Annotated in this window: 23 protein-coding genes; 9 read left to right on the top strand and 14 right to left on the bottom strand. The window is 64.4% G+C overall.

All coding sequences use genetic code 11. The features are described 5' to 3' along the window. Positions 1-42: 42 nt before the first annotated feature. The 4 genes from PE067_RS19095 to PE067_RS19110 are packed head-to-tail and all read right to left on the bottom strand — an operon-like array spanning position 43 to position 4,837. Complete coding sequence (locus tag PE067_RS19095; protein WP_276191298.1) at positions 43-969, bottom strand: FAD-binding protein; 927 nt, start codon at positions 967-969, stop codon at positions 43-45. Next, positions 969-1,727, bottom strand: coding sequence for an electron transfer flavoprotein subunit beta/FixA family protein (locus PE067_RS19100; RefSeq protein WP_276191299.1), 759 nt, complete (start codon positions 1,725-1,727; stop codon positions 969-971). The genes PE067_RS19095 and PE067_RS19100 overlap by 1 nt, the downstream gene beginning before the upstream one ends. 35 nt (positions 1,728-1,762) lie before the next feature. Continuing rightward, entirely contained in the window at positions 1,763-4,048 is a 2,286-nt protein-coding gene (locus PE067_RS19105) for a 3-hydroxyacyl-CoA dehydrogenase/enoyl-CoA hydratase family protein (protein ID WP_276191300.1), read from the bottom strand. A gap of 9 nt (positions 4,049-4,057) precedes the next feature. Then, positions 4,058-4,837: an enoyl-CoA hydratase-related protein gene (locus PE067_RS19110; protein WP_276191301.1), complete on the bottom strand. Its 780-nt coding sequence runs from the start codon at positions 4,835-4,837 to the stop codon at positions 4,058-4,060. 276 nt (positions 4,838-5,113) lie between these two features. On the opposite strand from PE067_RS19110, the gene bktB reads away from it, so the two are divergent. Then, on the top strand, positions 5,114-6,289 hold the full coding sequence (gene bktB, locus PE067_RS19115) for a beta-ketothiolase BktB (protein WP_276191302.1): 1,176 nt from the start codon (positions 5,114-5,116) through the stop codon (positions 6,287-6,289). Between the two features lie 299 nt (positions 6,290-6,588). Beyond that, positions 6,589-7,770 carry a DcaP family trimeric outer membrane transporter gene (locus PE067_RS19120; protein WP_276191303.1) on the top strand — a complete coding sequence of 394 codons (1,182 nt, stop codon included), beginning with the start codon at positions 6,589-6,591 and terminating at the stop codon, positions 7,768-7,770. A gap of 98 nt (positions 7,771-7,868) precedes the next feature. Here PE067_RS19120 and PE067_RS19125 read toward each other — a convergent pair whose 3' ends face one another. The 3 genes from PE067_RS19125 to PE067_RS19135 are packed head-to-tail and all read right to left on the bottom strand — an operon-like array spanning position 7,869 to position 10,689. Further along, the gene (locus PE067_RS19125; RefSeq protein ID WP_276191304.1) at positions 7,869-9,026 is read right to left on the bottom strand and encodes an acetyl-CoA acetyltransferase; all 1,158 of its coding nucleotides are present in this window, start codon (positions 9,024-9,026) and stop codon (positions 7,869-7,871) included. Continuing rightward, positions 9,019-9,408, bottom strand: a complete 390-nt coding sequence (locus tag PE067_RS19130) for an OB-fold domain-containing protein (RefSeq protein ID WP_276191305.1) — start codon at positions 9,406-9,408, stop codon at positions 9,019-9,021. Before PE067_RS19130 ends, PE067_RS19125 begins: the two co-directional genes overlap by 8 nt. A 12-nt stretch (positions 9,409-9,420) precedes the next feature. Further along, positions 9,421-10,689 (bottom strand): CoA transferase, encoded by a 1,269-nt coding sequence (locus tag PE067_RS19135; RefSeq protein WP_276191306.1) that lies wholly within the window; start codon positions 10,687-10,689, stop codon positions 9,421-9,423. A 178-nt stretch (positions 10,690-10,867) separates the two neighbouring features. Between PE067_RS19135 and PE067_RS19140 the strand changes: the two genes are divergently transcribed. From PE067_RS19140 to PE067_RS19165, 6 genes are read left to right on the top strand one after another with little or no spacing between them, the layout of a single operon-like run. Beyond that, positions 10,868-11,629: an SDR family oxidoreductase gene (locus PE067_RS19140; RefSeq protein WP_276191307.1), complete on the top strand. Its 762-nt coding sequence runs from the start codon at positions 10,868-10,870 to the stop codon at positions 11,627-11,629. 13 nt (positions 11,630-11,642) lie between these two features. Beyond that, the gene (locus tag PE067_RS19145) at positions 11,643-12,923 is read left to right on the top strand and encodes an aromatic ring-hydroxylating dioxygenase subunit alpha (RefSeq protein WP_276191308.1); all 1,281 of its coding nucleotides are present in this window, start codon (positions 11,643-11,645) and stop codon (positions 12,921-12,923) included. Position 12,924: 1 nt separating this feature from the next. Continuing rightward, entirely contained in the window at positions 12,925-13,374 is a 450-nt protein-coding gene (locus PE067_RS19150; protein ID WP_276191310.1) for a MaoC/PaaZ C-terminal domain-containing protein, read from the top strand. Position 13,375: 1 nt separating this feature from the next. Next, entirely contained in the window at positions 13,376-14,128 is a 753-nt protein-coding gene (locus tag PE067_RS19155; RefSeq protein ID WP_276191312.1) for a ThuA domain-containing protein, read from the top strand. Continuing rightward, positions 14,125-15,018: an alpha/beta hydrolase gene (locus PE067_RS19160; RefSeq protein ID WP_276191313.1), complete on the top strand. Its 894-nt coding sequence runs from the start codon at positions 14,125-14,127 to the stop codon at positions 15,016-15,018. Before PE067_RS19155 ends, PE067_RS19160 begins: the two co-directional genes overlap by 4 nt. Continuing rightward, positions 15,018-15,824, top strand: coding sequence for an SDR family oxidoreductase (locus PE067_RS19165; RefSeq protein WP_276191314.1), 807 nt, complete (start codon positions 15,018-15,020; stop codon positions 15,822-15,824). Before PE067_RS19160 ends, PE067_RS19165 begins: the two co-directional genes overlap by 1 nt. 108 nt (positions 15,825-15,932) lie before the next feature. On the opposite strand, the gene PE067_RS19170 is transcribed toward PE067_RS19165, so the two are convergent. The 3 genes from PE067_RS19170 to PE067_RS19180 are packed head-to-tail and all read right to left on the bottom strand — an operon-like array spanning position 15,933 to position 19,253. Further along, on the bottom strand, positions 15,933-17,642 hold the full coding sequence (locus tag PE067_RS19170; RefSeq protein WP_276191315.1) for an AMP-binding protein: 1,710 nt from the start codon (positions 17,640-17,642) through the stop codon (positions 15,933-15,935). Continuing rightward, on the bottom strand, positions 17,632-18,480 hold the full coding sequence (locus PE067_RS19175) for a ThuA domain-containing protein (RefSeq protein ID WP_276191317.1): 849 nt from the start codon (positions 18,478-18,480) through the stop codon (positions 17,632-17,634). The genes PE067_RS19170 and PE067_RS19175 overlap by 11 nt, the downstream gene beginning before the upstream one ends. Before the next feature lie 11 nt (positions 18,481-18,491). After that, positions 18,492-19,253 carry an SDR family oxidoreductase gene (locus tag PE067_RS19180; protein ID WP_276191319.1) on the bottom strand — a complete coding sequence of 254 codons (762 nt, stop codon included), beginning with the start codon at positions 19,251-19,253 and terminating at the stop codon, positions 18,492-18,494. 211 nt (positions 19,254-19,464) lie between these two features. Here PE067_RS19180 and lpdA point away from each other — a divergent pair, with 211 nt between their 5' ends. After that, a complete protein-coding gene (lpdA, locus tag PE067_RS19185) occupies positions 19,465-20,904 on the top strand; it encodes a dihydrolipoyl dehydrogenase (RefSeq protein ID WP_276191320.1) in 1,440 nt (479 codons plus the stop codon). Positions 20,905-20,952: 48 nt separating this feature from the next. Here lpdA and PE067_RS19190 read toward each other — a convergent pair whose 3' ends face one another. The 4 genes from PE067_RS19190 to PE067_RS19205 all read right to left on the bottom strand — a co-directional run bounded on the left by PE067_RS19190 (position 20,953) and on the right by PE067_RS19205 (position 25,707). Then, positions 20,953-22,689, bottom strand: coding sequence for an FAD-dependent oxidoreductase (locus PE067_RS19190; RefSeq protein WP_276191321.1), 1,737 nt, complete (start codon positions 22,687-22,689; stop codon positions 20,953-20,955). Positions 22,690-22,803: 114 nt separating this feature from the next. Further along, a complete protein-coding gene (locus PE067_RS19195) occupies positions 22,804-23,988 on the bottom strand; it encodes a class I adenylate-forming enzyme family protein (RefSeq protein ID WP_276191322.1) in 1,185 nt (394 codons plus the stop codon). Positions 23,989-24,028: 40 nt separating this feature from the next. Then, positions 24,029-24,910 carry an SDR family oxidoreductase gene (locus PE067_RS19200; protein ID WP_276191323.1) on the bottom strand — a complete coding sequence of 294 codons (882 nt, stop codon included), beginning with the start codon at positions 24,908-24,910 and terminating at the stop codon, positions 24,029-24,031. Continuing rightward, positions 24,907-25,707, bottom strand: coding sequence for an enoyl-CoA hydratase-related protein (locus PE067_RS19205; protein WP_276191325.1), 801 nt, complete (start codon positions 25,705-25,707; stop codon positions 24,907-24,909). The genes PE067_RS19200 and PE067_RS19205 overlap by 4 nt, the downstream gene beginning before the upstream one ends. Between the last annotated feature and the right edge of the window lie 3 nt (positions 25,708-25,710).

Genomic DNA, 25,710 nt, shown 5'->3' on the forward strand with positions numbered 1-25,710 from the left:
GGGGTATTTGGGTGATGAAGAAAGTTCCCCGGGGGTGGGTGATCAGAGTTTTTCGGTCAGTTCGGGGACGGTGGTGAAGAGGTCGCCGACCAGGCCGTAATCCGCGATCTGGAAAATCGGGGCCTCTTCGTCCTTGTTGATCGCGACGATGACCTTGCTGTCCTTCATCCCGGCAAGGTGTTGAATCGCCCCGGAAATCCCGACCGCGACATAGAGGTCCGGTGCCACGACCTTGCCGGTCTGGCCGACCTGCCAGTCGTTCGGCGCATAGCCCGAATCGACCGCAGCCCGCGACGCGCCCACCGCCGCGCCGAGCTTGTCGGCCAGCGCCTCGATCACCGCGAAGCTGTCTTTCGACCCCACCCCGCGACCGCCGGAAACCACGCGTTTCGCCGAGGTCAGTTCCGGGCGGTCGCTGACCGCGACCTCGTCGGCGACCCAGTTCGACAGCCCCGGATCGGCGATGGTCGCGGCGGGTTCGACCGCCGCCGCGCCGCCGTCGCCCGCCGCGTCGAAGCTGGCGGTGCGGATCGTGAAGACCTTGGTCGCATCCGCCGATTTCACCGTCTGGATTGCGTTTCCGGCATAGATCGGGCGTTCGAAGGTATCCGCGTCGATCACCGCCGAGACGTCCGAGATCACCATCGCATCCAAGAGCGCGGCGACGCGGGGCAGGATGTTTTTCGCATCCGTCGTCGCCGGCGCCGCGATATGGCTGTAGCCCGGCGCCAGCGCCACGATCAGCGCGGCGGTCGGTTCGGCCAGGCGGTGGCCGTAGATCGCATCCTCGGCGACCAGAACTTTTGCGACACCGGCGATCTTGGCCGCTTCCGCCGCCGCAGCCCGGGCCGAGGCCCCCGCACAGAGCACCGTCACATCGCCCAAGGCGCCGACCGCGCCGACCGCCTTGGCGGTGGCATCGCGGTTCAGCTCGCCATTCGTCACTTCTCCAAGCAGCAAAACAGCCATCAGATCACCCCCGCTTCTTTCAGTTTGCCGACCAGTTCGTCCACCGAACCCACCTTGATCCCCGCGCTGCGGCCCGCCGGTTCGCGGGTCGAGACCACCGTCAGGCGCGGCGAAACGTCGATGCCGAAATCCGCCGCGGTCTTTTCGTCCAGCGGTTTTTTCTTTGCCTTCATGATGTTGGGCAGGCTGGCATAGCGCGGTTCGTTCAGGCGCAGGTCGGCGGTGACGATGGCGGGCAGCGCCACCTCGATGGTTTGCAGGCCGCCGTCGACCTCGCGGGTGACTTTCGCCTTGTCGCCGTCGATGTCCAGTTTGGATGCAAAGGTCGCCTGACCCCAACCGAGCAGCGCCGCCAGCATCTGGCCGGTCGCGTTCATGTCATTGTCGATGGCCTGCTTGCCCGCGATGACCAGCCGGGGCTGTTCCTGATCGACCACGGCCTGCAGGATCTTTGCGACAGCGAGCGGTTCGATATCGGTTTGCACGTCATCGGTGGCAGTGACCAGAATGGCCCGGTCCGCGCCCATGGCCAGCGCCGTGCGCAGGGTCTCGGCCGCCTGTTTGACGCCGATCGAGACCACGACGACCTCATCGGCCTTGCCGGCTTCCTTCAGCCGGATCGCCTCTTCCACGGCAATCTCGTCGAAAGGGTTCATCGACATCTTGACGTTCGCAAGATCGACACCCGAACCGTCAGCCTTCACACGCGCCTTCACGTTGTAGTCGATCACCCGTTTCACCGGGACAAGAACCTTCATCGGTTCAACCTCCTATTCCAGTTTCATGAAAACGCTCAGTTCCGCAATGGTTTTCCGGTTCTGAGCATATGTTCCATGCGTGCCTGCGTCTCGGGACGGGCGACGAGGTCGAACAGGACCCGATGTTCCACCGCCATATTCCCGGCATCGGTGCGTGTGTCACTGCCGCCAAGCACGCGGGACAGGCCCGCCAGCACCTGCCGGTCGTAATCCGACCCATCCGCCGCCAGCGTCGACAGGTCGAGCCCGTCAACCGAGGTCACATCCAGACAGTTTGGTGGGGTATAACCCTGCCGGATCATCTGCAAGACCAAAGCCCGCGCCTCGGTCAAGAGCAGGTCGCGGTTCATGACCAGCCGGTCCGAGGGCGACAGGATTCCCGTTTCCAGCGCCTGTTCGGCAGACCCCGATTGCGCCGCGCCAAAGATGATGCGCGCCGCGCGCATGGCCGCATCCTCGGGCGACAGGCCCTGTTGCAAGCCGCGCGCCAGCAGGCTGGTGCAGCCGCCCCATGCCGGGATCAGGCCCACCAGCACCTCGGGCAGGCCAAAGCGCGTTTCGGCATGGGCGACGATACGGTCGGCATGCAGCGCCAGTTCACAACCGCCGCCCAGCACGAAGCCATGCACCGCCGCGACCACGGGGACCGGGGCATAGCGCAGCCCCAGATACAGCTTTTGCCCGCGTTCCACGAAATGCGAGAACTGATCGGCGTTACCGCCCTGTATCAGCGACAGAATAAAGCCCAGATCCGCGCCCGCCGAAAAGGCGCGCGGATCGTCATTGCCGATCACCAGCCCCTGCAGCCGGGTGCCGAGCAGCGGCAGCACCTGTTCGATGACATCCAGCACCTCGGGAGAGATGGCGTTCATCTTGGTGTGGATTTCCAGCAGGCCGATGCCGTCGCCCGCATCCAGCAGCGTGGCCGCCTGATTGCCCAGAATGGGTGCGCCCTGCGCCCTGAGCGCGGCGGCGGTCAGGGGGGTGGCGCCCCCATCCGATGCGGCGGCGCCGGTCAGGAAACGGCCCTTGTCGTAAAAGCCGCCATTGGCCGCCGCCTGCGCCAGCAGGGGCGGAACGGGGATGGCCTGGCTTTCCAGATGTGCCACGACGCGGTCGAGCCCCCAACGGTCGGCCAGAGTGAACGGCCCCTGCCGCCACGCATAGCCAAGCTGCATCCCGGCATCCAGATCGGCCGGGTCGGCGGCGATATCGGGGCCGTGTTCGGCGGCATAGGCCACGACCTCGGACAGGACGGCACGGGCATATTCGCCGTAGCGGCCGGGGTCGGACAAAAGCGCCCCCGGATCCTTGCCGCCGCCCGGCAGGTCGCGGGCCGCGACGGCTCGGGTCGGGCGCCAGCCTTGATCGCCAAGGTCGCTGGCCTCGATCCCCTTTTCACCCTTGCGAAAGAAACCGCCGCCGGATTTGCGGCCAAAGCGGCCTTGGGCAACCAGCGTCTGGAACATCGGATCAGCGGCAATATCATAGCGGCGAAAGCGGTCGGTTTCGGGCAGGCCGTCGACCAGACTGCGCCAGACCTGCGGCACCAGATCAATGCCGATCAGGTCGAACAGGCCAAAGACGCCGGTCTTTGGGATACCCATCGCCTGATGGACGGCGTCGGCCTCTTCGACGGTCAGGCCGTGCTGGCGGGCCAGCAACGCGGCGGCGGCCATCCAGAAACAGCCGATGCGGTTGGCAACAAAGCCCGGCGTGTCGCGGCAGTTGATGACCGTCTTGCCCAGAACCTGCGCCGCGCCGCGCTGCGCGCGCGCCAGCAACGCCGGATCGGTTTCGGGGGTCGAGACGATTTCCAGAAGCGGCATCAGACGCGGCGGATTGAAGAAATGCGAGATCAGGAATTCGCGGCGGAACGCATCGGACATGCCCGCGATCAGTTGCGAATGCAGCAGGGTCGAGGTGTTCGAGGACACAATCGACCCCGGTTTGCGGATCGCGTCGATACGGGCGTAAAGGGCACGCTTGATATCCAGCCGCTCGACAATCGCCTCGACGATCCAGTCCGCTTCCGCCAGCAGATGCAGGTCATCACTGGTGTTGCCGGTGACGACGCGGGCCGGGCCAGAGGTGCCGGTAAAGCCCTGGATCCTGACCTGACGCGCCAGCCCCGCCTGCGCCGGTGCATCGGGGGCCGCGCCGTCGCCGCCCGGCATGTCCAGCAAGATGACCTTGACCCCGGCATTGGCGAATTGCGCGGCAATCCCGCCCCCCATCGCGCCCGCGCCGATCACCGCCACACAGGCGATATCGCGCGGCACACCCGCCCAGAACGTCTGGCTATCCGTCATCTTGGTCATCTGTTCCCCTTACCGGCCGCTGAAACGCGCGGGCCGCTTTTCAAAGAAGGCATTGATCGCCTCGGCGAAATCATCCGTGCCGGCGGCGGTCTTGAAGGCCTGTTTTTCCGCCTCGAGCGTGGTCGCGAAATCGCGGCCCAGACTGTCGCGCAACAACCGCTTGAGCGCGGCAGCGGCGCCCGGCGCCATCCCGGCCAGCTTTGCGGCCAGTGCCGCGCCCTGATCATGCAGATCCTGATCCGCCACGACGCGATTGACCAGCCCCCAATCCAGTGCCTGCGCGGCGGGCAGGCTGCTGCCCTCGATGGCAATCCAGGTCGCCCGGCGCAGCCCGACGATACGCGGCAAGGACCAGGTGATGCCGCAATCGGCGGGCGCGCCGATTTTCAGATAGGCAAAGCTCATCACCGTGCTTTCGGCGGCGATGGCGAAATCGGTGGTCAGGGCCAGCGACAGCCCCGCCCCCGCAACCGGACCATGCAGCAGCGCAATCGACAGCACATCCGATTCGGCCAACTGTCGCAGGGCGCGGTTCATCGGCGCGATGATCGCCTCGGCCTCGGCGGCGCGGTCGTCGCTGCGGCGAAAGGCGGCCAGATCGCCGCCCGCGACAAAAGCGCGACCATTTCCGGACAAGGTCAGCACCCGGACATCTGCGGCAATCGCCTGCGCGATTGCGGACTCAAAGGCCAGAGCGGTCGGGCGGTCGATAGCGTTCAGGGCCTCGGCACGGTCAAAGACCACGCGGGCACAGCCCTTGTCGATATATAGCTGGACGAGCGTGGTCATCTGTGTCCCCTGCTGCGGTGCCGAACCCGGACTGATTGCCATGGCGGAGGGTTCGTAGCAAGTAAAATATACAATAATGTGTGTTTAAAAATACAATAAACGCCAACCCGTAGCGCGCCGTCCCCGGCACAGAACGCCCAATCATCGGCGTTTTTATAATATTTATATTGATATATTGTATTATTTCTGCGATCAGGTTCCACACATCTCTTGCAGTCAACAGACCCGTCACCTTGGGGACCGGCTTTCCGGACCAGTCGGGCCGAAGGATCATCCATGAACGACATCGTTATCCTGTCAGGCGTGCGCACGGCGATCGGCGGCTTTGGCGGCGCCCTGTCCGACCTGCCCCCGCACGAACTGGGCGCAATCGTCGCACGCGCCGCGATTGCCCGCGCGGGCATCGAACCCGCGCGCATCGGCACAACCGTTTTCGGCAATGTCATCAATACCGAACCCAAGGACATGTATCTGTCCCGCCTGGCCGCCATGGGTGCGGGCGTTCCCGATACAACCCCCGCGATGAACGTCAACCGGCTGTGCGGATCGGGCGTTCAGGCGGTCATTTCGGCCGCGCTGGCCCTGCGCGCCGGAGAGGCCGATTTCGCCCTTGCCGGCGGTGCCGAAACGATGTCGCGCGCGCCCTATGCGGTCCAGACGGCCCGATTCGGGCAAAAGATGGGCGATACCCCGATGGTAGACATGCTGGTCGGCACGCTCAGTTGCCCCTTCGGCACCGGCCATATGGGCATCACCGCCGAAAACGTCGCCGCCGAACATGGCATCAGCCGCGAGGATCAGGACGCTTTCGCGCTGGAAAGCCAGCGGCGCGCCGCGCGTGCGATTGCAGCGGGATATTTCGCGGATCAGATCGTTCCGGTCGAGCGATGCACGCGGCGCGGCACCGAAAGCTTTGCGCAGGACGAACACCCCAAGGAAACCACGGCAGAGGCCTTGGCAGGCCTGAAACCCGCCTTCCGCAAGGATGGCACGGTGACGGCGGGCAATGCCTCGGGGATCAATGACGGCGCGGCGGCGCTGGTTCTGGCGCGGGCAGAGGCTGCGGACAGGCTGGGCCTTGCGCCCGTCGCCCGCATCACCGGCCATGCCATCGCGGGGGTCCGCCCCGAGGTCATGGGGATCGGCCCGGTTCCGGCGGTCCGGCAACTGCTGACGCAAACCGGAATGCACGCGGCCGATTTCGACGTGATCGAATCGAACGAAGCCTTTGCCGCACAGGCGGTCGCGGTGACCCGCGCGCTGGATCTGGACCCGGCCAGGGTCAACCCCAACGGCGGGGCTATCGCGCTTGGCCACCCGGTCGGCGCGACGGGCAGCATCCTGCTGGTCAAGACGATCAACGAACTGGCCCGCATCGGCGGCAAACGCGGTCTGGTGACCATGTGCATTGGTGGCGGACAAGGGATTGCGCTGGCCATCGAGATGAACTGACGGGCGCCTGACGCCCGAGAGCAATGGATTTCAGGCTGCGCGAAAGCGTGGCCTGTTCCGCGTTACGGACGCGCGACCAACATATTGTAATATAATATAAAAATGACAATTCCCCGCAAAAAATACCTTGCGGAAAAACACTTTTATGTCATCTTAAATATGCACAGAATCAATTTCTGTATTCCAACAAGGAACGCATAACGCTTTGGCAAGGTTCCCGACAGCCGTCCCGTTCGTCGTCACGGCACCGGACGGGCGGATAGGGAACACATGCCGGACATCGCTTTGGGAGGAAGTGGATGAAACGCAAGCAACAGATCGGAACGGCAGGCAAACTGGCCGCCGTCGCCCTGATCGGGGGGGCAGGAATGGCAGGCGCGCAGGACCTGTCATCGCTGGAGGCGCGCATCGCCGCGCTTGAAAACAGCCAGCCGGCGCAGGGCCAGGTCAGCGTCGCACCGGGGGTCAAGCTGTCCTTTTACGGCTATACCAAGCTCGACATGATCTCTGACAATAACTTCGACCTTGGCGCGACGACCGGGGCCATGGCGGGTGTCACGACCGGCAGCGCGCTGGAAGGGTCGGGCTCGAACGCGCATGCCTATGAAAGCCGCCTTGGGATGCGCGGCACGATCGACACCGATATCGGTGAGGTCAAGTTCAACATCGAAGGCGATTTCTTTGGCAGCGGCGGCGGCAACTTCCGTCTGCGTCACGCCTATGGCGAGGTCGGCCCGCTGCTCGCCGGCCAGACCTGGACGAACTGGGTTCCGGCCGAGGGCACTGTCGCAACCGTTCAGGATTTCAACGGCCCGGCGGGCAGCAGCTATTACCGCACGCCCCAGATCCGCTATACCCACCGGCCCAACGACCAGTGGCGCCTGTCCCTGGCGATCGAGGAAGATTACGCCCCCGGCACGCAGACGCGGCTGGCGGTCACCGGCTTCGCAGGCTATTCCAACGGCCCGCTGAAGGTCGGCATCGGCGCGATCTCGCGCGGGATCGAAACCACAGATCACGGCGATGTCACCGGCTACGGCTATGCGATCGGCGCCGATTACGAAGCCTGGCAGGGCGGCAAGATCCATGCGCAATATCTGGGCGGCAAGGGCATCACCACGCTGCTGAACAACGCGGGATTCTCGGGGTTGGAGGTTGAAAATCCGGGTGCGAAATACGCATTCGACGTCGACACCAATGGCGACACGATCAAGGCGACCACGATGCGCTTTGGTGTGACGCAGAAAATCGGCGAGAAAAGCGACATCTCGCTGGCCCATGGCTTCCAACGCTATGACGACTACGCGGGCGCCCTAGGCAATTACACCAAGGAAGTCAGCTCCAGCTATGTGACCTACCGCTACCATGCGACCAAACAGGTCATGCTGGCGGCCGAAGTGTCCCATGTCGAACGCGAACAGTTCGATGGCACCAAATTCGACAACACCCGCCTGCAAGGCGTGGTCAAGTTCACCTTCTGATCGCGGTTGGCCCGCCGCTTGGGCGGGCCAAACCCGCATACGGATAAGCCCCGCCGGTTGGACGGGGCTTTTTCATGGCTCCGGCGCGTGAACGCGGGCTAGATCGTGTCGGGGCTGCCCAGAATGACGCTGGTCTGCGACGACAGGACGCCGCCATTGCCGTGGCAGATTGCCAGATCCGCCTTGCCCAGTTGACGCGCGCCCGCCTGCCCGCGGATCTGGCGCGCGGCCTCGACCAGGGTAAACAGGCCATACATGCCGGGGTGAACGCAGGACAGCCCGCCGCCATTGGTATTGACCGCCAGCGCGCCACCGGGCGCAATCGCGCCATCCGCAACGAAACGCCCGCCTTCGCCCTTGGGGCAAAAGCCCAGATCCTCCAGGAAAAGCACGGTATTGATGGTAAAGGCGTCGTAAAGCTGGACCATATCCATATCGCCCGGCCCATAGCCCGCAGCGGCATAGGCCCGCTGACCCGACAGCCTGGCGCCGGTCGTGCACAGGTCGGGCATCGATGCGATTTCCTTATGCGTGGTTTCAGCCCCCGCCCCCAGAACCGCGACCGGCCGTTGTGCCAGATCGCGCGCCCGGTCCAGCGCGGTCACGACAATCGCCGCCGCGCCATCGGTGACCAGACAGCAATCCGCGACCGACAGCGGGGTCGAGATCATGCGCGAGGACATGTAGTCGTCCAGCACCATCTCCTCGCGCCGGAAAGCTTCGGGGTTCAGCCGCGCCCAATCCCGCGCGGCCAGCGCAACCGCGCCCAGTTGTTCGCGCGTCGTGCCATAAAGGTGCATGTGACGGCTTGCGGCCAAGGCATAGCCCGCAACCGGCATCCGTGCGCCATGCGGCGCCTCGTAAACCGATCCGCGCAGGGCCGAAACCAGCCGCCCCGCCGCCGATTTTTGATTTGAGCCGTAGCAGATCAGCGCGGTTTTCATATACCCGGCCGAAATCATGAAACAGGCCGTCATCAGATGGTTCAGAAAGGACGACCCGCCGGTGCGGTTGTTGTCGACGAAACGCGCGGGCACGCCCAGATATTCGGCGACGGCCAAGCCGCCCAGCAGATCCTGAGGCAGGCAGGTGAACAGCCCGTCGACATCGGCCAGCCCCAGCCCCGCGTCCTGCAAGGCCAGCAGCCCGGCCCTGGCGGTCATTTCCAGCGCGGAATAGCCGGGACATTCGCCGATGCCAAAGGTCGCGGCGCCCGCGATGGCGCAGGCGGCGCGGGGAAAGGCGTGATCAGACATCTTGCGGGGCTTCCGGAACGAAATAGACATGGGGCGGATCGGCCTCGGTAGCGATGCGCGCGATCAGGCGCTGACCGATCTGCACGGGGCCGGTGGCGTCGACGCGGGAAAACAGGCGAAAGCCTTCGTCCATGTCCAGGATGGCAAAGACGCGGGCGGGGGCCGGGGGTTTCTGCGGCTGTTCGGTCACGGCATGGACCGTCCCCCGCCCCGCCGATTGCGCCCATTCCAGCGCCGCGCCATCACCGGGCGCGGCCAGACGGGGCGGGAAAACCGCCCTGCCCGTCGCCGTGCGCTGATAGCAGAATCGCCCGTCGCGCAGCGCCGCGAGATATTCGGCCTCTGGTCCTTGTGGGGGTGGGTCGTCTTGGGGGGTGTCCATGCTCATCGCGCCTTAAATGATCGAGGTTGCGCGCAGCTTCTCCAACTCGTCGGCGGAAAGCGAGAGATATTGGCGCAGCACGTCATCGCTGTGTTCCCCCGCCAAGGGCGGCGCCGAGCGATAGGTGACGGGCGTTTCTGACAGATGCAGCGGGCTGCCGACCAGTTGCACGCTGCCGGTGACGGGGTGGTCCATGGTCACGAACATGCCGCGCGCCTGCAACTGGGGGTCATCCTCGATATCGGGCATTTCGTTGATCGGCCCACAGGACACCTTGGCGGCCAGAATCCGTTCCATCCAATGCGCGCGCAGATTGGTCGACAGAACCCCGTTGATCTCGCGCGTCAGGGCGACGCGGTTTTCCAGACGGTCGCGGGATCGCAGGAACCGCGCATCCTCGGCCCATTCGGGACGGCCAAGCGCCTTGGCCAGCCGCGCGAATTCGCGGTCGTTGAAGGTCGCGATCAGGATGAAACCATCCGCGCATTCAAAGACGCCATTCGGCACGGCGGTCGGATGTTCATTGCCGGTGCGCGGCAGCGGCGCGCGGGCGTTCAGCCATGACCCGATGTTGTTCATCAGCAGCGCGACCTGGCTGTCGAACAGCGCGATGTCGATATGCTGGCCCCCGCCGCCGTTCTGGCGATGCAGCAGCGCCGCCAGAATCGCGATGGCGGCATTGTTGCCCGCGGTGATATCGGCGATCGGCACGCCGACGCGGGTCGGAATGCCGCCGTCGGCCTCGGGTTGGCCGGTCACCGCCATCTGCCCGCCCATCGCCTGCACCAGATAGTCGTAACCCGAGCGGTCGTTGTAAGGCCCGGTCTGGCCGAATCCGGTGATCGAGCAATAGATCAGGCGCGGGTTGATCGCGCGCAGGTCCTCATACCCCAGACCATATTTCGCGAGCGTCCCGGTGCGGAAATTTTCAATGAAGACATCGGCCCTGGCCGCCAGATCGCGCAGGATCGCCGCGCCTTCGGGGCGCGAGAAATCCAGCCCGACCGAACGCTTGTTGCGGTTGACCATCTGGAAATAGGTCGATTGTTCGGGCGAACCGGGCCGCCCCTCGATCCAGGGGGGGCCGAGCGTGCGCAGGTCGTCGCCATCGCCGACCCGTTCGATCTTGATCACATCCGCGCCCAGATCGGCCAGGGTCTGCGCCGCAAGCGGCCCCGCGACGACGCGCGTCAGGTCCAGAACCACCACCCCCGCCAGCACGCCCCCGGCAACAGAATCGGTCGCGGCTGTGCTGTGTTCATCAGCAAGAGAAGTGTTCACGCGATCTTCCATATCAGTCGTCAATGCCATTTGGATCCTCGGGCTGTCCGGCCGGATGTTGCTTTGCTTAAATATACAATAATTGAGTTCTGTTATACAAGCAAAGTATTCTTATTGTTTTATTCGCCGCAGTATGTAATATCCCGGCAAGCAAGCGACCAAGTAAGCGGAGAGCGGGATGGATCTGCGGCTGAAGGGCCTCAAAGTGGCGGTGACAGGCGGAACCCGGGGCATCGGCAACGCCATCGTCCATCTGTTGGCGGATGAAGGCTGCGATATCGCGACCTGCGGCCGTGCACCCGAACGGATCGACGCCGTTGCCCGTGACGTTGCCGCAGCCGGCGTGCGATTCCATGGCGAAACGGTTCAGGGTCGCGACGGCGACGCGATGCGGCAGTGGGTGCGCAATTCCATCAAAGCTCTGGGCGGTCTGGATATTTTCGTCGCCTCGCTGTCGGCAGGCGGCGGGTCGGACGAAGAACGCTATTGGTATCGCAATTTCGAAATCGACCTGATGTCCGCCGTCCGTGGCGTCGAAGAGGCCCTGCCCACGCTGCGCCAGTCGCAAAACCCCTCGATCCTGATTCTGGGCACGATGGCCGCGTCGGAAACCTTTGTCGCGCCGATGGCCTATAACGCGATCAAGGCGGCCTTGATCACCTGGTCCAAGCAGCTCTCCCAGCAGCTTGCCCCCGAGGGCATCCGCGTCAACTGCCTGTCCCCCGGCCCGACCATGTTCAAGGGCTCGAACTGGGAAATGATTCGCGTCGCGCGCTCGCGCATCTATGACAATGCCGTCCGCCAGCAACCGACCCGCCGCATGGGCACGGCCGAGGAAATCGCCAAGGCGGCGGTGTTTCTGGCCAGCCCCGCGGCCTCATGGTGCAACGGCGCCCATCTGCTGGTCGACGGCGGCTATTCAAAGCGTGTTTCGTTCTGAAAGGAAAATCCCCATGTCCGTGGAACGCATCAAACCAACCGACTTCACGCTGACCCCGGCGGCCCCCGCGCCGCGCCCGAATTTCGACAATGAGATGATCCCGAAACATCGTTATGTTTCCGCCGATTACATGCGGCTGGAATGGGAACGCATGTGGACCAAGGTCTGGTTGCTGGGTTGCCGAGAGGAAGACATCGCCAATCCCGGCGACTATCTGGTCACCACCATCGGCAAGGAGGAAATCATCCTTGTCCGGCAAAAGGACATGTCGGTGCGCGGTTTCTACAACGTCTGCCTGCATCGCGGAAACCGCATCATGGTCGGCGAAGGCAATGCCACCAGCTTCAAATGCCAGTATCATTTCTGGGAATACGGCATTGACGGCGAGTTTGAAAACATCCCCGATCTGGAAACCTTTCCGCAAGGCGCCCCGCCGTGCAAGGGGCTGCGCGAGGTGAAATGCGACACCTGGAACAGCTTTGTCTGGTTCAACATGGACCCCGACGCCTGTTCGCTACAGGAATATCTGGACCCGTTGCAGCAGCATCTGGAACCCTATCACTTTGACCGCATGGTCAAGGTCAGCGACATGACCGTCGAATGGGACTGCAACTGGAAAACCTCGGTCGATGCCTTCAACGAATCCTATCACGTTCAGGGTATCCATCCCGAACTGCTGTATTTCATCGAAGACAAGGACGTGCAGATCGACTGCTACGGACGGCACAACCGCTATCTGGTGCCCTTCTCGACCATCTCGCACCGGGTCGAGGAAACCACCGAAATCCCGCATCTGATCAAGCATGCGATGAAGGAGGCGGGCATGAACCCCGCCGATTTCGACGGCCGCGTGACCGAGGTGCGCAAGGCCCTGCAAGACTTCAAGCGCAAGCACGGCCCCGAAATGGGGCTGGATTACAGCGATCTGAACGACGACCAGCTGACGGATGATTATCACTACAACATCTTTCCGAACCTGACGCTGAACACCCATGCCGATGACCTGATGCTGTTCCGCCAGCGTCCGCACCCGACCGATCCGAACAAGATGTTTTTCGACATCTTCATCTTCAAGCTGCTGAAAAAGGACGAACCCCGCCCGAAAAAGCCGCGTCACGAACAGTTCAGACATGGCGAGAAATCTCTGGGGCTGGTGCTGGATCAGGATGCCTACAACCTGCCCGGCGTGCAGGCGGGGATGAATTCGGACAGTTTCGACGGGCTGTGGATCGGCGATCAGGAGTTGCGCATCCGCCACTTTCACCATGTTCTGGCATCCTATGTCGGATCGTGACGTGAAGCCGCCCCGCAAATGGGAAGATCTGGCCGTGGGCGAGGAAACCCGATCCCGCGCCATGCTGGTCGAACAGGGCCCGATGATCGAATTCGCGACGAAATACGACCCGCAATTCTTTCACATGGACCCTGACAATGCCGATCAGTCGCTGTTCGGCGGGCTGATCGCCAGCGGTCTGTATACGGCCTGCATGTGGCGCATTCTGGATGACGAGGAAAACGGCAATATCGCATGGGTCTGCGGCGTCGGCTGGAACGATGTGCGGTGGTCGCACGCCGTGCGCCCCGGCGACCATATCACCGCCCATTCCCGGATCGAGGCACTGCGCCCCTCGAACTCACGCCCCGGCGTCGGCATGGCGACCCTGCGCCATTGGGTGACCAATCAGGATGGCGAGACGGTGTTTTCCTTTGTCTCGGCCGATATGGTCTATCGGCGGGACGCCTGACATGCGCGCGCTTCGCCGGGTTTTGCTGATCGTGGGCGGGCTGTATCACGATTTCGATTTCGTCCGGCTGCAACTGCTGTCGCATCTGGCGCGGCGCGAACATCTGCGCGTCGATCTGCGCCATGATTACAGCGATCTGGATGCGCTGTCGCGCTGCGATGCGCTGATCACCTATACCTGTGGCGTCATGCCCGACGGCGCGCAGACGCAGGCGCTGGCCGATTGGGTTGCGGGCGGCGGGCGCTGGCTGGCGCTGCATGGCACGAATTCACTACTGGTGATCCAGCCCGATGGCAAGGTCCTGACGCCCGCGATGGACCCCTTGCTGTTCGATCTGCTGGGCAGCCAGTTTCTGGCCCATCCCGCCCCCGGCCGCTATCGCATCCGCCCCGTCAGCCCCCATCCGCTGACGCAGGGCATCGACGCTTTTTTCCTGGAGGATGAGCATTACCTGCAGCGCCATGCCGAGGGAAATATCGTTCTTCTGGCCTCGGAATTCGAAGGCGAAACCGCGTTGTTCGAAACCCGCCACTGGCCGCGCGGGCAGCATCAAAGCTGCTATATCCGGCCGCGCGGGGCGGGTGCGGTGCTGTATCTGACGCCCGGCCATGCGCGCGGTCGCCATGACATGCAGCCCCTGACCGACGCCTACCCCTTTGTCGAACGCAGGGCCTGGGTCCTGCCCGTTTTCCACGACCTGATTGCACGCAGCATCGCCTGGCTTGACCGCGATCTGCCGGAGATGACGCCATGACCACCCCCGAGATTCTGGAATTCCGCACCTCGGACGGTTTGCGCCTTGAGGCCGAAGCCTATGGCGCGGGGCCGACCATCCTGCTGGCGCATGGCGGCGGGCAGACCCGCTATTCCCGGCGCCATGTCGCGCAGGCGCAGGCCGAAAAGGGCTGGCGCACGGTCGCGATCGACCTGCGCGGCCATGGTGCCAGCGATTGGGACCCGAACAAGGATTACAGCCTTGAACGCTATGGCCGCGACATCGCAGAGGTCGCGGCGGCGCTTGGCGGCGATATCTATCATGTCGGCGCCTCGCTTGGCGGGAATTCGGCGCTGGCGGCGGTCGGGCGCTTTGCCCCGGATCTGTTCCGCGCACTGGTGCTGGTCGATGTCGTGCCCCATGTCGATGCGGCGGGCGTCGCCGAGGTTCTGGGCTTCATGGGCGATCATCTGGACGAAGGTTTCGCCGATCTGGAAGAGGCCTCGCGCGCCGTATCCGCCTATCGCAAGCAGGCGCCGCGCCCGCAGGGGCAATCATCGGGGCTGGCGCGCTATCTGAAGCCGCGCGCCGACGGCCGGCTGGTCTGGCATTGGGATCCGGCTTTTGTCATCGGCGACCGGCCGGGGCGTCTTAGCCCACAGGCCGCGCTGCAACTGGAACAGGACCTGAAAAACATCACCTGCCCGATCCTGCTGTTGCGCGGGCTGGACAGCAATCTGGTCACCGATGCCGCCGAAATCAGCTTTCGTCAGGCGGTGCCGCAGGCGCAGGTCTGGCATGTCGGCGCCGCCGGTCACATGGTCGTCGGCGACAACAACACCCAATTCGCGGCAGATCTGGACCGTTTCCTGAACGCCGTCCGCGACCCGTCCGGCACCGCGCCCGAAATCATCAGAGAGGACATATGATGCCCGCATTGCAGGGAAAACGCGCCGTCATCATCGGCGCCGCAGGGGCCGGAAACCTGGGTCAGGTGCTGGCCCGCCGCTTTGCCGCCGAAGGGGCGCAGGTCACGGTCGCCGGTCGTCATCTGGACCCCCTGACCGCGCTTGCGGCAGAGATCGGCGGCCATGCCGTTCTGGCCGACATCACCCGGACCGAGGATAACGAGACCCTTGCGACAGCCGCAACCGAACGCATGGGCGGCATCGACATCGCGGTGAACTGCACGGGCTGGGGCCTGCTGGTGCCGTTTCTGGACACCACGCGCGAACAGTTGGAACAGATGACCCGGCTGCAGTTCATCGGCCCGTTCGAATTCTTTCAATCCATGCTGCGCCGCATGTCGTATGGCGGATCGGTGGTGCAGGTGTCATCCGCTACGGCGCGGATCATGATGGATGACCACGCCGCCTATATGGGCACCAAGGCCGGCACCGATCATGTCATCCGCTGCATCGCCAATGAATTCGGCGCGCGCGGCATCCGGGCGAATTCGGTGTCGCCGGGCTTTACCGCCTCGCCCATGACCGGCAGGGCCGGGGGCAATCCGGCGGTGGTCGGTGCATTCGCGCGGGAATATCCGCTTGGCCGGGTCGGCACGCTGGACGACACGGTCGAGGCGATCACATGGCTGTGCACCGATGCCTGTTTCCTGACCGGCGAAAACATTCAGGTCAACGGTGGCCTGACCCTGCGCCGCAATCCGACCAATGCCGAAATCGTCGCATCCGTGCAGGCCGCCGGGGCGGCGCGCGCTGCGGCAGCAGAATAACGGTTCCGCGACCTGTTCCCTTGTCGGGGGACCTGAACCAGCCCCCGACACTTCAAGGCCCCGCGCAGGCGGGGCCTCTTTTTTGTTCCGGTGGCAATCCGGGTCGCGTCAGACTTCGGCAGCGGCGCGGCGGTCGGCCATCAACGCCTTGATGTCGAAATATTCATCCGCGCCGAATTCACGCGACAGGCGGAATTTCTGGATCTTGGTCGTCGACATCGGCCATTCGCGGACAAAGCGCACATAGCGCGGCACCTTGTAGCTGGCGATGCGGCCCAGACAGAAATCGACCACCTCGGCCGCCGTCAGGCTGGCACCGGGGCGCAGTTCGACATAGGCGGCGGCGACCTCGAACAGGTGGCCGTCGGGCACCGCAATGACCTGCGCCAGCTCGATATCGGGATGGGTGCACAGATAGCCTTCGATTTCCAGCGCGGCGACATTTTCGCCGCCGATCTTCAGCATATCCTTGAGCCGCCCGTCATAGGTGACGATGCCCTGCGCATCGACATAGCCCAGATCGCCGGTGCGCAGCCAGCCATCGGCGCGCAGGGTTTCAGCGGTCGCGGCATCGTCCTTGAGATAGCCGCTGAAGCGGCAGAACCCGCGCAAACGCAATTCGCCGCGCGTATCAGGCGGCAGCCGTTCGTCGGTTTCGGGATCGAAGGCCGCAATTTCCAGCCCCTCGAACGCCTTGCCGGAATGGGTAAAGGGATCGTCCGCCGGGTCCGAAGGATCGGACCAGACCGCGACGCCGCTGGCCTCGGTCAAGCCATAGGCATTGACGAAACCCACGCCCGGCAGGCTGTCGCTGTAGCGGCGCAACAGGTCGGCCGGACCCACGCAATGCAGCAACCGGATCGACGACAGATCGGCCGCGCCAAAGCCCGGATCGTTCAGGATGCCCGCGACGATCGTCGGAAAGGAAACATAGGCAAAGCTGACCTTTTCCTGTTCGATCAGGCGCAAGGCTTCGGCCGGTTTGAAATGCCCCGTGCAGATCTGCATCGCCCCCGAGGCGCGGCAGGCGGCCATCGGCAACATGCTGGACATGTGGAAAAACGGCATCGGGTTATAAACGACATCATCCGGCCCCAGATCGAAGCGGCGGGCAAAGGACTGGCCGATCTGCGACAGGTTGCGGTGGCTGAGAATGCAGGCCTTGGGATGCGCCGTCGTGCCCGAGGAATAGATGATCAGCGCATCGCTGGATGACGGGATATCGTCGCGCAACTGCCGGGCGCGGGCCACATCCTCAGGCGTGACAGCGGACAGAAAGGCGTCCTCATCCGGCCAGATCCGTTCATCCGGGTCGCCGAAACTGAAGATCTGGCGCAGATGCGGCGCACCCGCCAGCGCCAGCGGCGACCTGCCATCCCAGCCCTGCAATTCGGGATAGATGCCGGTCACCATGCTGCGAAAATCCATGAATGCCTTGGCCTGACCACCGATGAACAGGAATTCAGCCTCGGCATGGTCCAGCGCATAGACCAGATCCGCTTCCTTGAAACGGGCGTTCAGCGTGATCGCGCATGCACCGATCATGCCAGCCGCATACAGCAGCTTGACATATTCGACGGAATTCGGCCCCAGAATCCCGATCCGGGTCCCCGGTCCCGCCCCGCGCGCCAGCAATGCCGCCGCATAGCGTTCGGATTGCGCCAGCATCTGCGCATAGGTCAGGCGCTGGCCATCCAGCAACAGCAGGTCATTGTCGGGCCAGCGCGCCGCCGATTGCGCCAGAATGCGGGCGGTGGTGTGTTCGCCCGCCGCCTCGACATCGGGCGGGGTGATCAGGGGCGTGTCGCTATGCGCCATGGGTCGGTCCTTGGGGTTTGTCGGCCTGTTGCGCCGCCAGATCTTGCGCCGCAGGGCCAAGCAGCCAGTCGATCGCATTGCGCAGCAGCAGCCGGAAATTCGGGTTGGTAAAGGTCTGACCGTCATTGCCGCATTGCAGGGTGACGGTGGGTGCGCGACCCGCCAGCCGCGCCCAGGCAATCAGATCCGTGCCCTTGGGCGGCGTCCAGCCATCGGATGTCCACATCCGCGCCGCAAGCGCGTTCCTGGCGGAATGAAAGCGCGCGGGGTCGAAATCGGTGCGGGCGCGCAGGATGGGCACGACATCTTCGAGCAGGTCGAACAGGTAAAGCTCATCTGTCAGTTCAAACCCGTCTTCCAGACCCGCCGTCACCGGATGGGGGGCGACGGGTTCGGCATGGTAGGTGACGGGGAACAGATAGCCGGAATCGGGATGCGCCCGGCCCTTGTAACGGCCGGGCTGGTAAAAGAAGCGCGCCCCGATCGCCTCGGCATAATCGTCCCACAACGGCCAGCCCGCAATGGCGTGATGCAGAAAGATCAGGGGTTTTCCCGCCGCCAGCAGATCGCGAAAGCCCTGTTTGAAATCCTGATCCGGTTCGACCAGATCGGGCGGATTCGGCGTGCGGAACTGCAGCCCCGGCACGTCATAGAACAGGATCAGGTCATAATTCAGCCCGCCGCCCGCCCCGATCAACTGGGCGGCGGCGGGTTGTTCGACATGGGTCCAGCTGATCCCCTTCAACCCATCGAACAGATCGGAAAAAGCTGCACGATCATAGGGATGCCCTTTGGTCACGACCAGCAGGCGCACCTTTGCATCATAGCGGATCAGCATGGCGCGGGTCGTCAGAACTGGACGCGCTTGGTAAAGCCGCCGTCAACGACCAGGTTCACGCCATTGATCCAGCTTGACGCATCCGAGGCGAGGAAGGCGATGGCGCGGGCGACCTCTTCGGCCTCGCCCATGCGGCCGTCGGGCTGCTGCACGAGGATCGACTGAAAGAACGCCTCATCCTGTTCGCGGACCTGATCCCAGGAACCGCCCTCGATCATGATCGGACCGGGAGAGACCAGGTTGACGCGCAACCCGCGCTTGGCATGGGCCTGCGACAGTTGCTTGCCATAGGTGATCAGCGCGGCCTTGAGCGCGTTATAGGCCATTGGCCCGATGAAGGTTTCGACCGCCGCCGTGGTCGAGATGAACACGACATTGCCCGAACCCTGTTTCTTGAAGGTCGGGAACAGCGCGTCAAAGCCGCGCACACAGCCCATCAGGTCGATCTCGAATGCCTTGTACCAGCTTTTTTCGCCATCCATGCCGCCACCGGCCGACACGCCGGGGACAAAGATATCGACGCCGCCCAGTTCCTCGGCCGCGCCCTGCAGCCATGCCTTGTAGCCTTCGGCGTCCTTGACGTTGGCGGTGCCCCCGATGATGCGCGTGCCGTATTGCTTCAGCGCCTCGACGGTGGCGTCAACCTCGTCCTGCTTGCGGGCGCAAAAGGCGACATCCGCGCCCTCTTGCGCCAGGATTTCCACCAGGCTGCGGCAGATCCCGCGGGTCGCCCCCGTGACAATGGCGCGTTTGCCCTTGAGTCCCAGATCCATCCATTCCTCCTTCGGTTCTGCGCGGCATCCGGTCATGGATAGGTCCGCATATATGCGCCGGCAAGCGCGCTGTGGGCGGCGGCCTGTTCGGAATGACGCCTGCCCTGACTGATCCCGCCCAAACTGGACGCAAACCCGCCGAATTGCAATATACAAAAATTAGTAAGTTGTATAAATAAGTCAGCGAAAATTTCCTGAACCGGAGAATCTCATGCAGCAGGACTTTGATGTGATCGTCGTCGGCGGCGGTCCCGGCGGCTATGTCGCGGCGATCCGGGCGGCCCAGTTGGGGCTGAAAACCGCGCTGGTCGAACGCGAGCATCTGGGCGGCATCTGTTCGAACTGGGGCTGCATCCCGACCAAGGCGCTGCTGAAATCGGCCGAGATCCTGACCCATGCCCGCCATGCCGCCGATTATGGCGTCAGCATCGAGGGTGCTGTGACCGGCGACCTGTCCGCGATGATCAAACGCGCGCGCGGGGTGGCGGAACGCATGGCGGGCGGCGTCGGCATGCTGATGCGCAAGAACCGCGTCACCGTGATCTGGGGGCAGGCGCGGCTGGACGGCGCGGGCGCCGTGACCGTTCAGGATGCCGCGCCCCATCCCCGCAACGCGGGCGTGACGGCACCGAAAGCTGCGCAGGGCGCCGGGCGCTACAGCGCGAAACACATCATCCTTGCGACCGGCGCCCGTCCCCGCGCGCTGCCGGGGCTGGAACCGGATGGCGACCGCGTCTGGAGCTATTTCGACGCGCTGGCCCCCAAGGCGCAGCCCGATCATCTGCTGATCATCGGTTCGGGCGCGATCGGCATCGAATTCGCCGGTTTCTACGCGGCGCTTGGCGTCAAGGTCACGGTGGTCGAGGCCGCGGATCGGATCCTGCCCGCCGAGGATGCCGAAATCTCTGCCTTTGCCCGCCAGCAGTTCGAGCGTCAGGGCATCGCCTTTCGCACCGGCGCGACCGTCGGCCGGTTGGACCGCACCCCCGATGGCGTCACGGCCCATCTGCAGGCCGCCGATCAGGACAGCGCGATTGCGGTCAGCCATGTGCTTGTCGCCGCAGGCGTTCAGCCCAACAGCGAGTATCTGGGTCTGGAACAGGCGGGGGTCGCGCTGGATCGCGGCTTTGTCCGGATTGATGCCACCTGCAGCACCAATATCCCCGGCATCCATGCCATCGGCGATCTGGCGGGCGGCCCGATGCTGGCCCATAAGGCCGAACATGAGGCCGTGATCTGCGTCGAGGCAATTGCCGGTCTGCATCCCCACGCCCTGAACCGCGACCGTATTCCCGGCTGCACCTATTGCGATCCGCAAATCGCATCGGTCGGGATGACCGAAGCCCGCGCGCGCGAGGCGGGGATGGATATCGCCGTCGGGAAATTCCCCTTTTTGGCCAATGGCAAGGCCATTGCGCTTGGCGCCGATCAGGGTTTCGTCAAGGTGGTGTTTGATCGCCAGACGGGCGAGCTGTTGGGCGCCCATATGATCGGCGCCGAGGTGACAGAGATGATCCAGGGCTTTGTTCTGGCGATGGATCTGGAAAGCACCGATCAGGAACTGGCCGAGGCGGTTTTCCCCCATCCGACCATTTCCGAAACGATGAAAGAGGCGGTCTTGGCCGCCATGGGCCGCGCGATCAACATCTGACGCCCGCGCAGGATATCGGCCCCGGGAACAACCCGGGGCCGTCATCCGTCAATCCCCGCCCGGCACCGCAACGCCCGCCCGCCGCGCGATATCGCGGCCCGCGATCCAGCCAAAGGTCACCGCAGGCCCAATCGTCGCCCCCGCGCCGGGATAGGATCCGCCAAAGACATTCGCCTGATCGTTTCCGGCGGCATACAGCCCCTCGATCACTTGGTCACCCTGACCGATCACGCGGGAATTTTCATCCGTTTTCAGCCCCTTGTAGGTGCCGATTTCGCCGGGATAGATGCGGACCGCGTAATAGGGCCCCTTGTCCAGCGGACCAAGCGCGGGGTTCGGCGCGTGGTTTTCATCACCCTGATAGCGGTCATAGATCGATTCCCCGCGCCCGAATTCGGGATCGCGCCCGTCCCTGGCGTGCAGGGAAAAGTCCCGGATCGTCGCGGCAAGGCCCGCCGGGTCGATGTTCAGCTTGCGCGCCAGTTCCTCTGGCGTGTCGGCGCGGGTCAGATAACCGTTTTTCAGATAGCGCCCTTTCGGGATCGGAAAGGGCCGGACAAAGCCCATGCCCCACCGCCGGATCGCGCGATCATCGCCGATCAGATAGGCGCGTTCCGTGCCCCGGCTTTGAAACGCCTCCAGCATCGCCGGGACGATATCGTGATAAGGCGCGCTTTCATTGGCAAAGCGTTTTCCGTCCGACAAGACCATGATGAATCCGGGCTTGTTGCGGTCGGTCAGATGCGGCCAGACGCCATTCTGGTCACGCGCATCGCTCAGCTTTGACGTCGGCAGCCAGGCGGCGGGCTGCAACAGATTGGCGTTGAACTGGGCGCCGACCGCTTCGGCCATGCGGATGCCGTCGCCGACATTGGTGACAGGCGCGGGCGTCACCGGCTCCATGACGGCGGCATGGCCCTGATAATTGCCGGCGCGGCGCGCCTTGTCGCGCGGAAAGCCCCCGGCGCCCAGCACCACGGCATGACGCGCGCGCACCGTCACGCGGCGGCCGTCGCGCATGATCTCGGCCCCGACGACGCGACCGTTTTCGGCGATCAGGCGCTGCGCGGGCGCGTTCAGCCAAAACGGCACGCCCATGTCATGCGCCGTCTTTGCCAGTCGCGCGATCAGCGCCCGGCCCCGCACGATCCGCTGAGACGAGCCTTTCACCGCCAGATCGACGAAATGCCGCGCCATGCGGCGGATCACATAGGCCATCGCCTTGGGCGAACGTCCAGCCGCCAGAAACTGTTTCATTTCAAGGGTCGAACCGATGGCCAGCCCCATGAACAGGGTCTGGGGCAATTCGCCCTTCAGCGTCTTCATCAGATCGCCCATCTTGCCCGCGTCGTAATCCATCGTCCCGATGGACCGGATGGTGGAACCGCCCTCGGCCTCGGGGTGATAGTCGGGAAATTCCATGGGGTAGAATTTGACCTCGGTCTGGTCTTCCAGAAATTCGACCATGCGGGGGGCGTAGGTCAGATAGGCTTCGATCCGCGCCTCGTCAAAGCAGTTGCCGGTTTCGTGGCGCAGATAGCTGCGCACGCGCGCGCCGTCATCCGCCAGATCATCGGCAACCCCCAGCTTTTGCCCAAGCGCCTGCGAATGGCGGCTGCCCGGCACCCACAGGACCCCGCCCGAGGTCGCGGTCGTGCCGCCGAATTTATCGGCCTTTTCAGTGACCAGCACCTTCAGCCCGGCCTTGGCGCAGGTCACGGCCGAGGTCAGCGCCCCCGCCCCGGACCCGATCACCAGCACATCGACGGTTTCCGTGTCTGTCATCGTGATATTCTCCCATGCGACACCGGCCCGGCGCCGTCAGGGCGCGCCGGTCGCTTTGCCTGTCTTGTCCCGTTTGTGGCCCGGACGCCCATGCCGGGCGTCAGGAACCAGGCGTCAGATCTGCGCGAATGCGTCGCGACAGACGATCACGCGGCCTTCGCTGTCCAGGTAACCCATGTCTCCGGTCTTGAAAAATCCGCTGCTGTCCAATGCGCGGCGGCTGGCGCGCAGGTCGTCGTGATAGCGCAGCATCCGCGTGCTGCCGCGGATCCAGATTTCACCGATTTCATACAGCAGCATGTCCATCGAGGTGCAGGGATCGACGATCATCACCTCGACCCCCTTGAGCGGTCGCCCCATGGTCGTATGCGCGGTATGGGTCGGGTCGCGCGGATCGGAACAGATGGCGATGCCGCCCAGTTCGGCACGGATATAGCTGTTGTAGATGCGGCTGTGTGGCAGCGCCCTTTCCCAGCCACGGATCCGCCGGTTGTCGCCGCTGACCAGCAGCATGCCGGGCTGATGCAGCGCGCCCGTGTCGTTCGGTGGCAACGCTGCGCCGTCGCCTAGGATCACATGGCTGGCGGGCTGCGAAAAGGCAGCTTCCTCGGCCAGGGTGGCGCCACTGATCAGCACGGCCAGCTCGCAGACCAGCCGGGCGGCATGGTTCAGCGATAGGGGCACGACGACGCGGCTGCCCGGACCGATGGCATAGCGCGCGGCCAGACCGCGCGCCGCCGCCAGCACGGCATGATGGCTCAGCACGACGCCGCGCGCGGTATCCTGCGCGCCCTCGCCATACAGCACCACCGCCGGATGTTCGGGCTGAACGCGGCGGGCGCGGGCCGCAATATCGTCGGGGGAAACCGGCGCGAGCGCCTTGAGTTCGGCGCAGGTCAGATGACGCAGCGCGGTCAGGACCGTGCCCAGATCGCCCTGCCCCGGTTCGTGGATGACAAGCCGCGTGCCCGAGCCTTGCAGGGCCATGGTCAGGCGTGCCTGCGGCAGGCTGGTCCCCAAGGGCACCACCACCGCCCCGATCCAGACAATCGCCGCGCATAGCGCCATGCGATCCGCCGAGGGCGGCAGATGGACGCCGACCCTTTGACCGCGCCGGACCTGCGCCGCCAGCAGCGCGCCAGCATAGCACAGGGTCAGGTCGCGCATCCCGTCATGGCTGACGGTGACACCATCGGCGGCAAAGGCGGGCAAGGCACCATGCCCGCCGCAGACCAGCGCCGCGCCGATGGTCTGGTCATCCACCTGAAACCCCGCCCCTATCGCTCTGTCCACGCCCATGCCTCGCCTACCGTTCCATGTCCTGCCTATGGCGCTGTGATCATACGACGTTGAAATGATCCGGCACACCCGCCGGCCAGACCGTGCCCCACATCTGCATCCCGCCGTCGATGGTCAGGACCTCTCCGGTGATGAAATTGCCGCTGTCGGCGGACAGATAGGCCACGCCTTCGGCAATATCCCAGCCATTGCCCATGCGGCGCTGCGGGTTGACGTTGCGAAAGCGCGCGGTGGCATGTTCGGGATAGCGCGACAGCCCTTCGGACGCGATGGCGCCCGGCGCGATGCAGTTCACGCGAATGCCAAGCGGCGCCCATTCCGTCGCGACCGTGCGGCTGAGATAGATCACCCCTGCCCGCGCCGCACAGGTATGCGCCGCCTGCGGCATGCCGCGTTCGACATGAGCCACGATGGAGATGACATTGCCCGGCTCGCCGCGCTGCTGCCAGCGTTGCGCGGCGCCCTGCATCATCCACCACGTCCCGTTCAGGTTCAGGTCGATGACCGAATTCCAGCCCTTGCGGGAAAAACCGATGGCATCTTGCGGAAACTGCCCGCCTGCGTTGTTGACCAGCGTGTCCAGCCCGCCCCATTCGCCAAACACCCGGTCCAGCAGCGCATCGACCTGACCCGTGTCGCGGATCGACATGGCCATGTAATCGACATGCTGGCCGGTCAGGCGTTCGACGGTGTCCCGGGTTTCGACCAGCACCTCCTCTCGCCGCCCGGCGATCATCACCCTGGCGCCAAGCCGCGCCAGCAAGAAGGTCATCGCCCGGCCCATGCCGGTGCCGCCGCCGGTGATCAGAAAACGCTTTCCGGCGAACAGTCCGGGCGCATAGATCGTCTTGCGCACCGCCATATCTTCGTCGCTGAGAGACCAGTCAAAGCCATGAGGGCCGCTTTGCGCCATGTCGTTCATATCGCTGTCCCGTTTGAAAAGCCCGCCGCCCTGCCCTGATTATAGGCCGCGATCCCTTCGCGGCTGTCGGCAGAGTTCATCAGCGCGGCGCCGTGTTCGTGGCCCCAATCAATCGCCTGCTGCAAGGTCCCGTCGCGGGCCACCTGATGAAGCTGCTTGGCAAGACGCAGGCAATGCCATGAATTCGCAAGGATTTCATCGGCCAAGGCCAGGGCTTCGTCCAGCACGCGATCCTGCGGCACGACGCGGTTGACCAGCCCGAGCGCCTGGAATTCCGCCGCCCCGTAATAGGCGCCGGAAAAGATGATCTCGAACGCCTTTTGCCGTGGCAGGGCCCGGGCGATGCGCTGCACGCCCCCGGCAAAGGCCACCATGCCGCGCTTGATTTCCGGCAGGCCAAAGACCGCATCCTGCGAGGCCACGACCAGATCGCAGGCCAGCGCGGCCTCCATCCCGCCGGCGACGGCGGCGCCATTAACGGCGGCGATCAGGGGTTTCGGGCAGTTGCGTTCGGTGATGCCCAGAAAGCCCGCGCCCGGAACCAGCCCGGTGCCCGCGCCGACCCGCCCCGCCTCTTTCAGGTCCATGCCGGAACAGAATGCGCGGTCGCCGGTGCCGGTCAGGATGATTGCGCCGATGCTGTCATCGGCTTCCGCGTGGTTCAGCGCGTGATGCACCGCATGGGATGTGGCGCTGTCGGCCGCATTGCGCAGATCGGGGCGGTTCAGGCGGATGATCGCCACCGCGCCCCGCTGTTCATAGTGAACAGTGGCCGGAAGATCGGGCAGATTGGTCATGGC

It is taken from the genome of Paracoccus sp. DMF-8, from assembly GCF_029309835.1.
Lineage (GTDB): Bacteria > Pseudomonadota > Alphaproteobacteria > Rhodobacterales > Rhodobacteraceae > Paracoccus.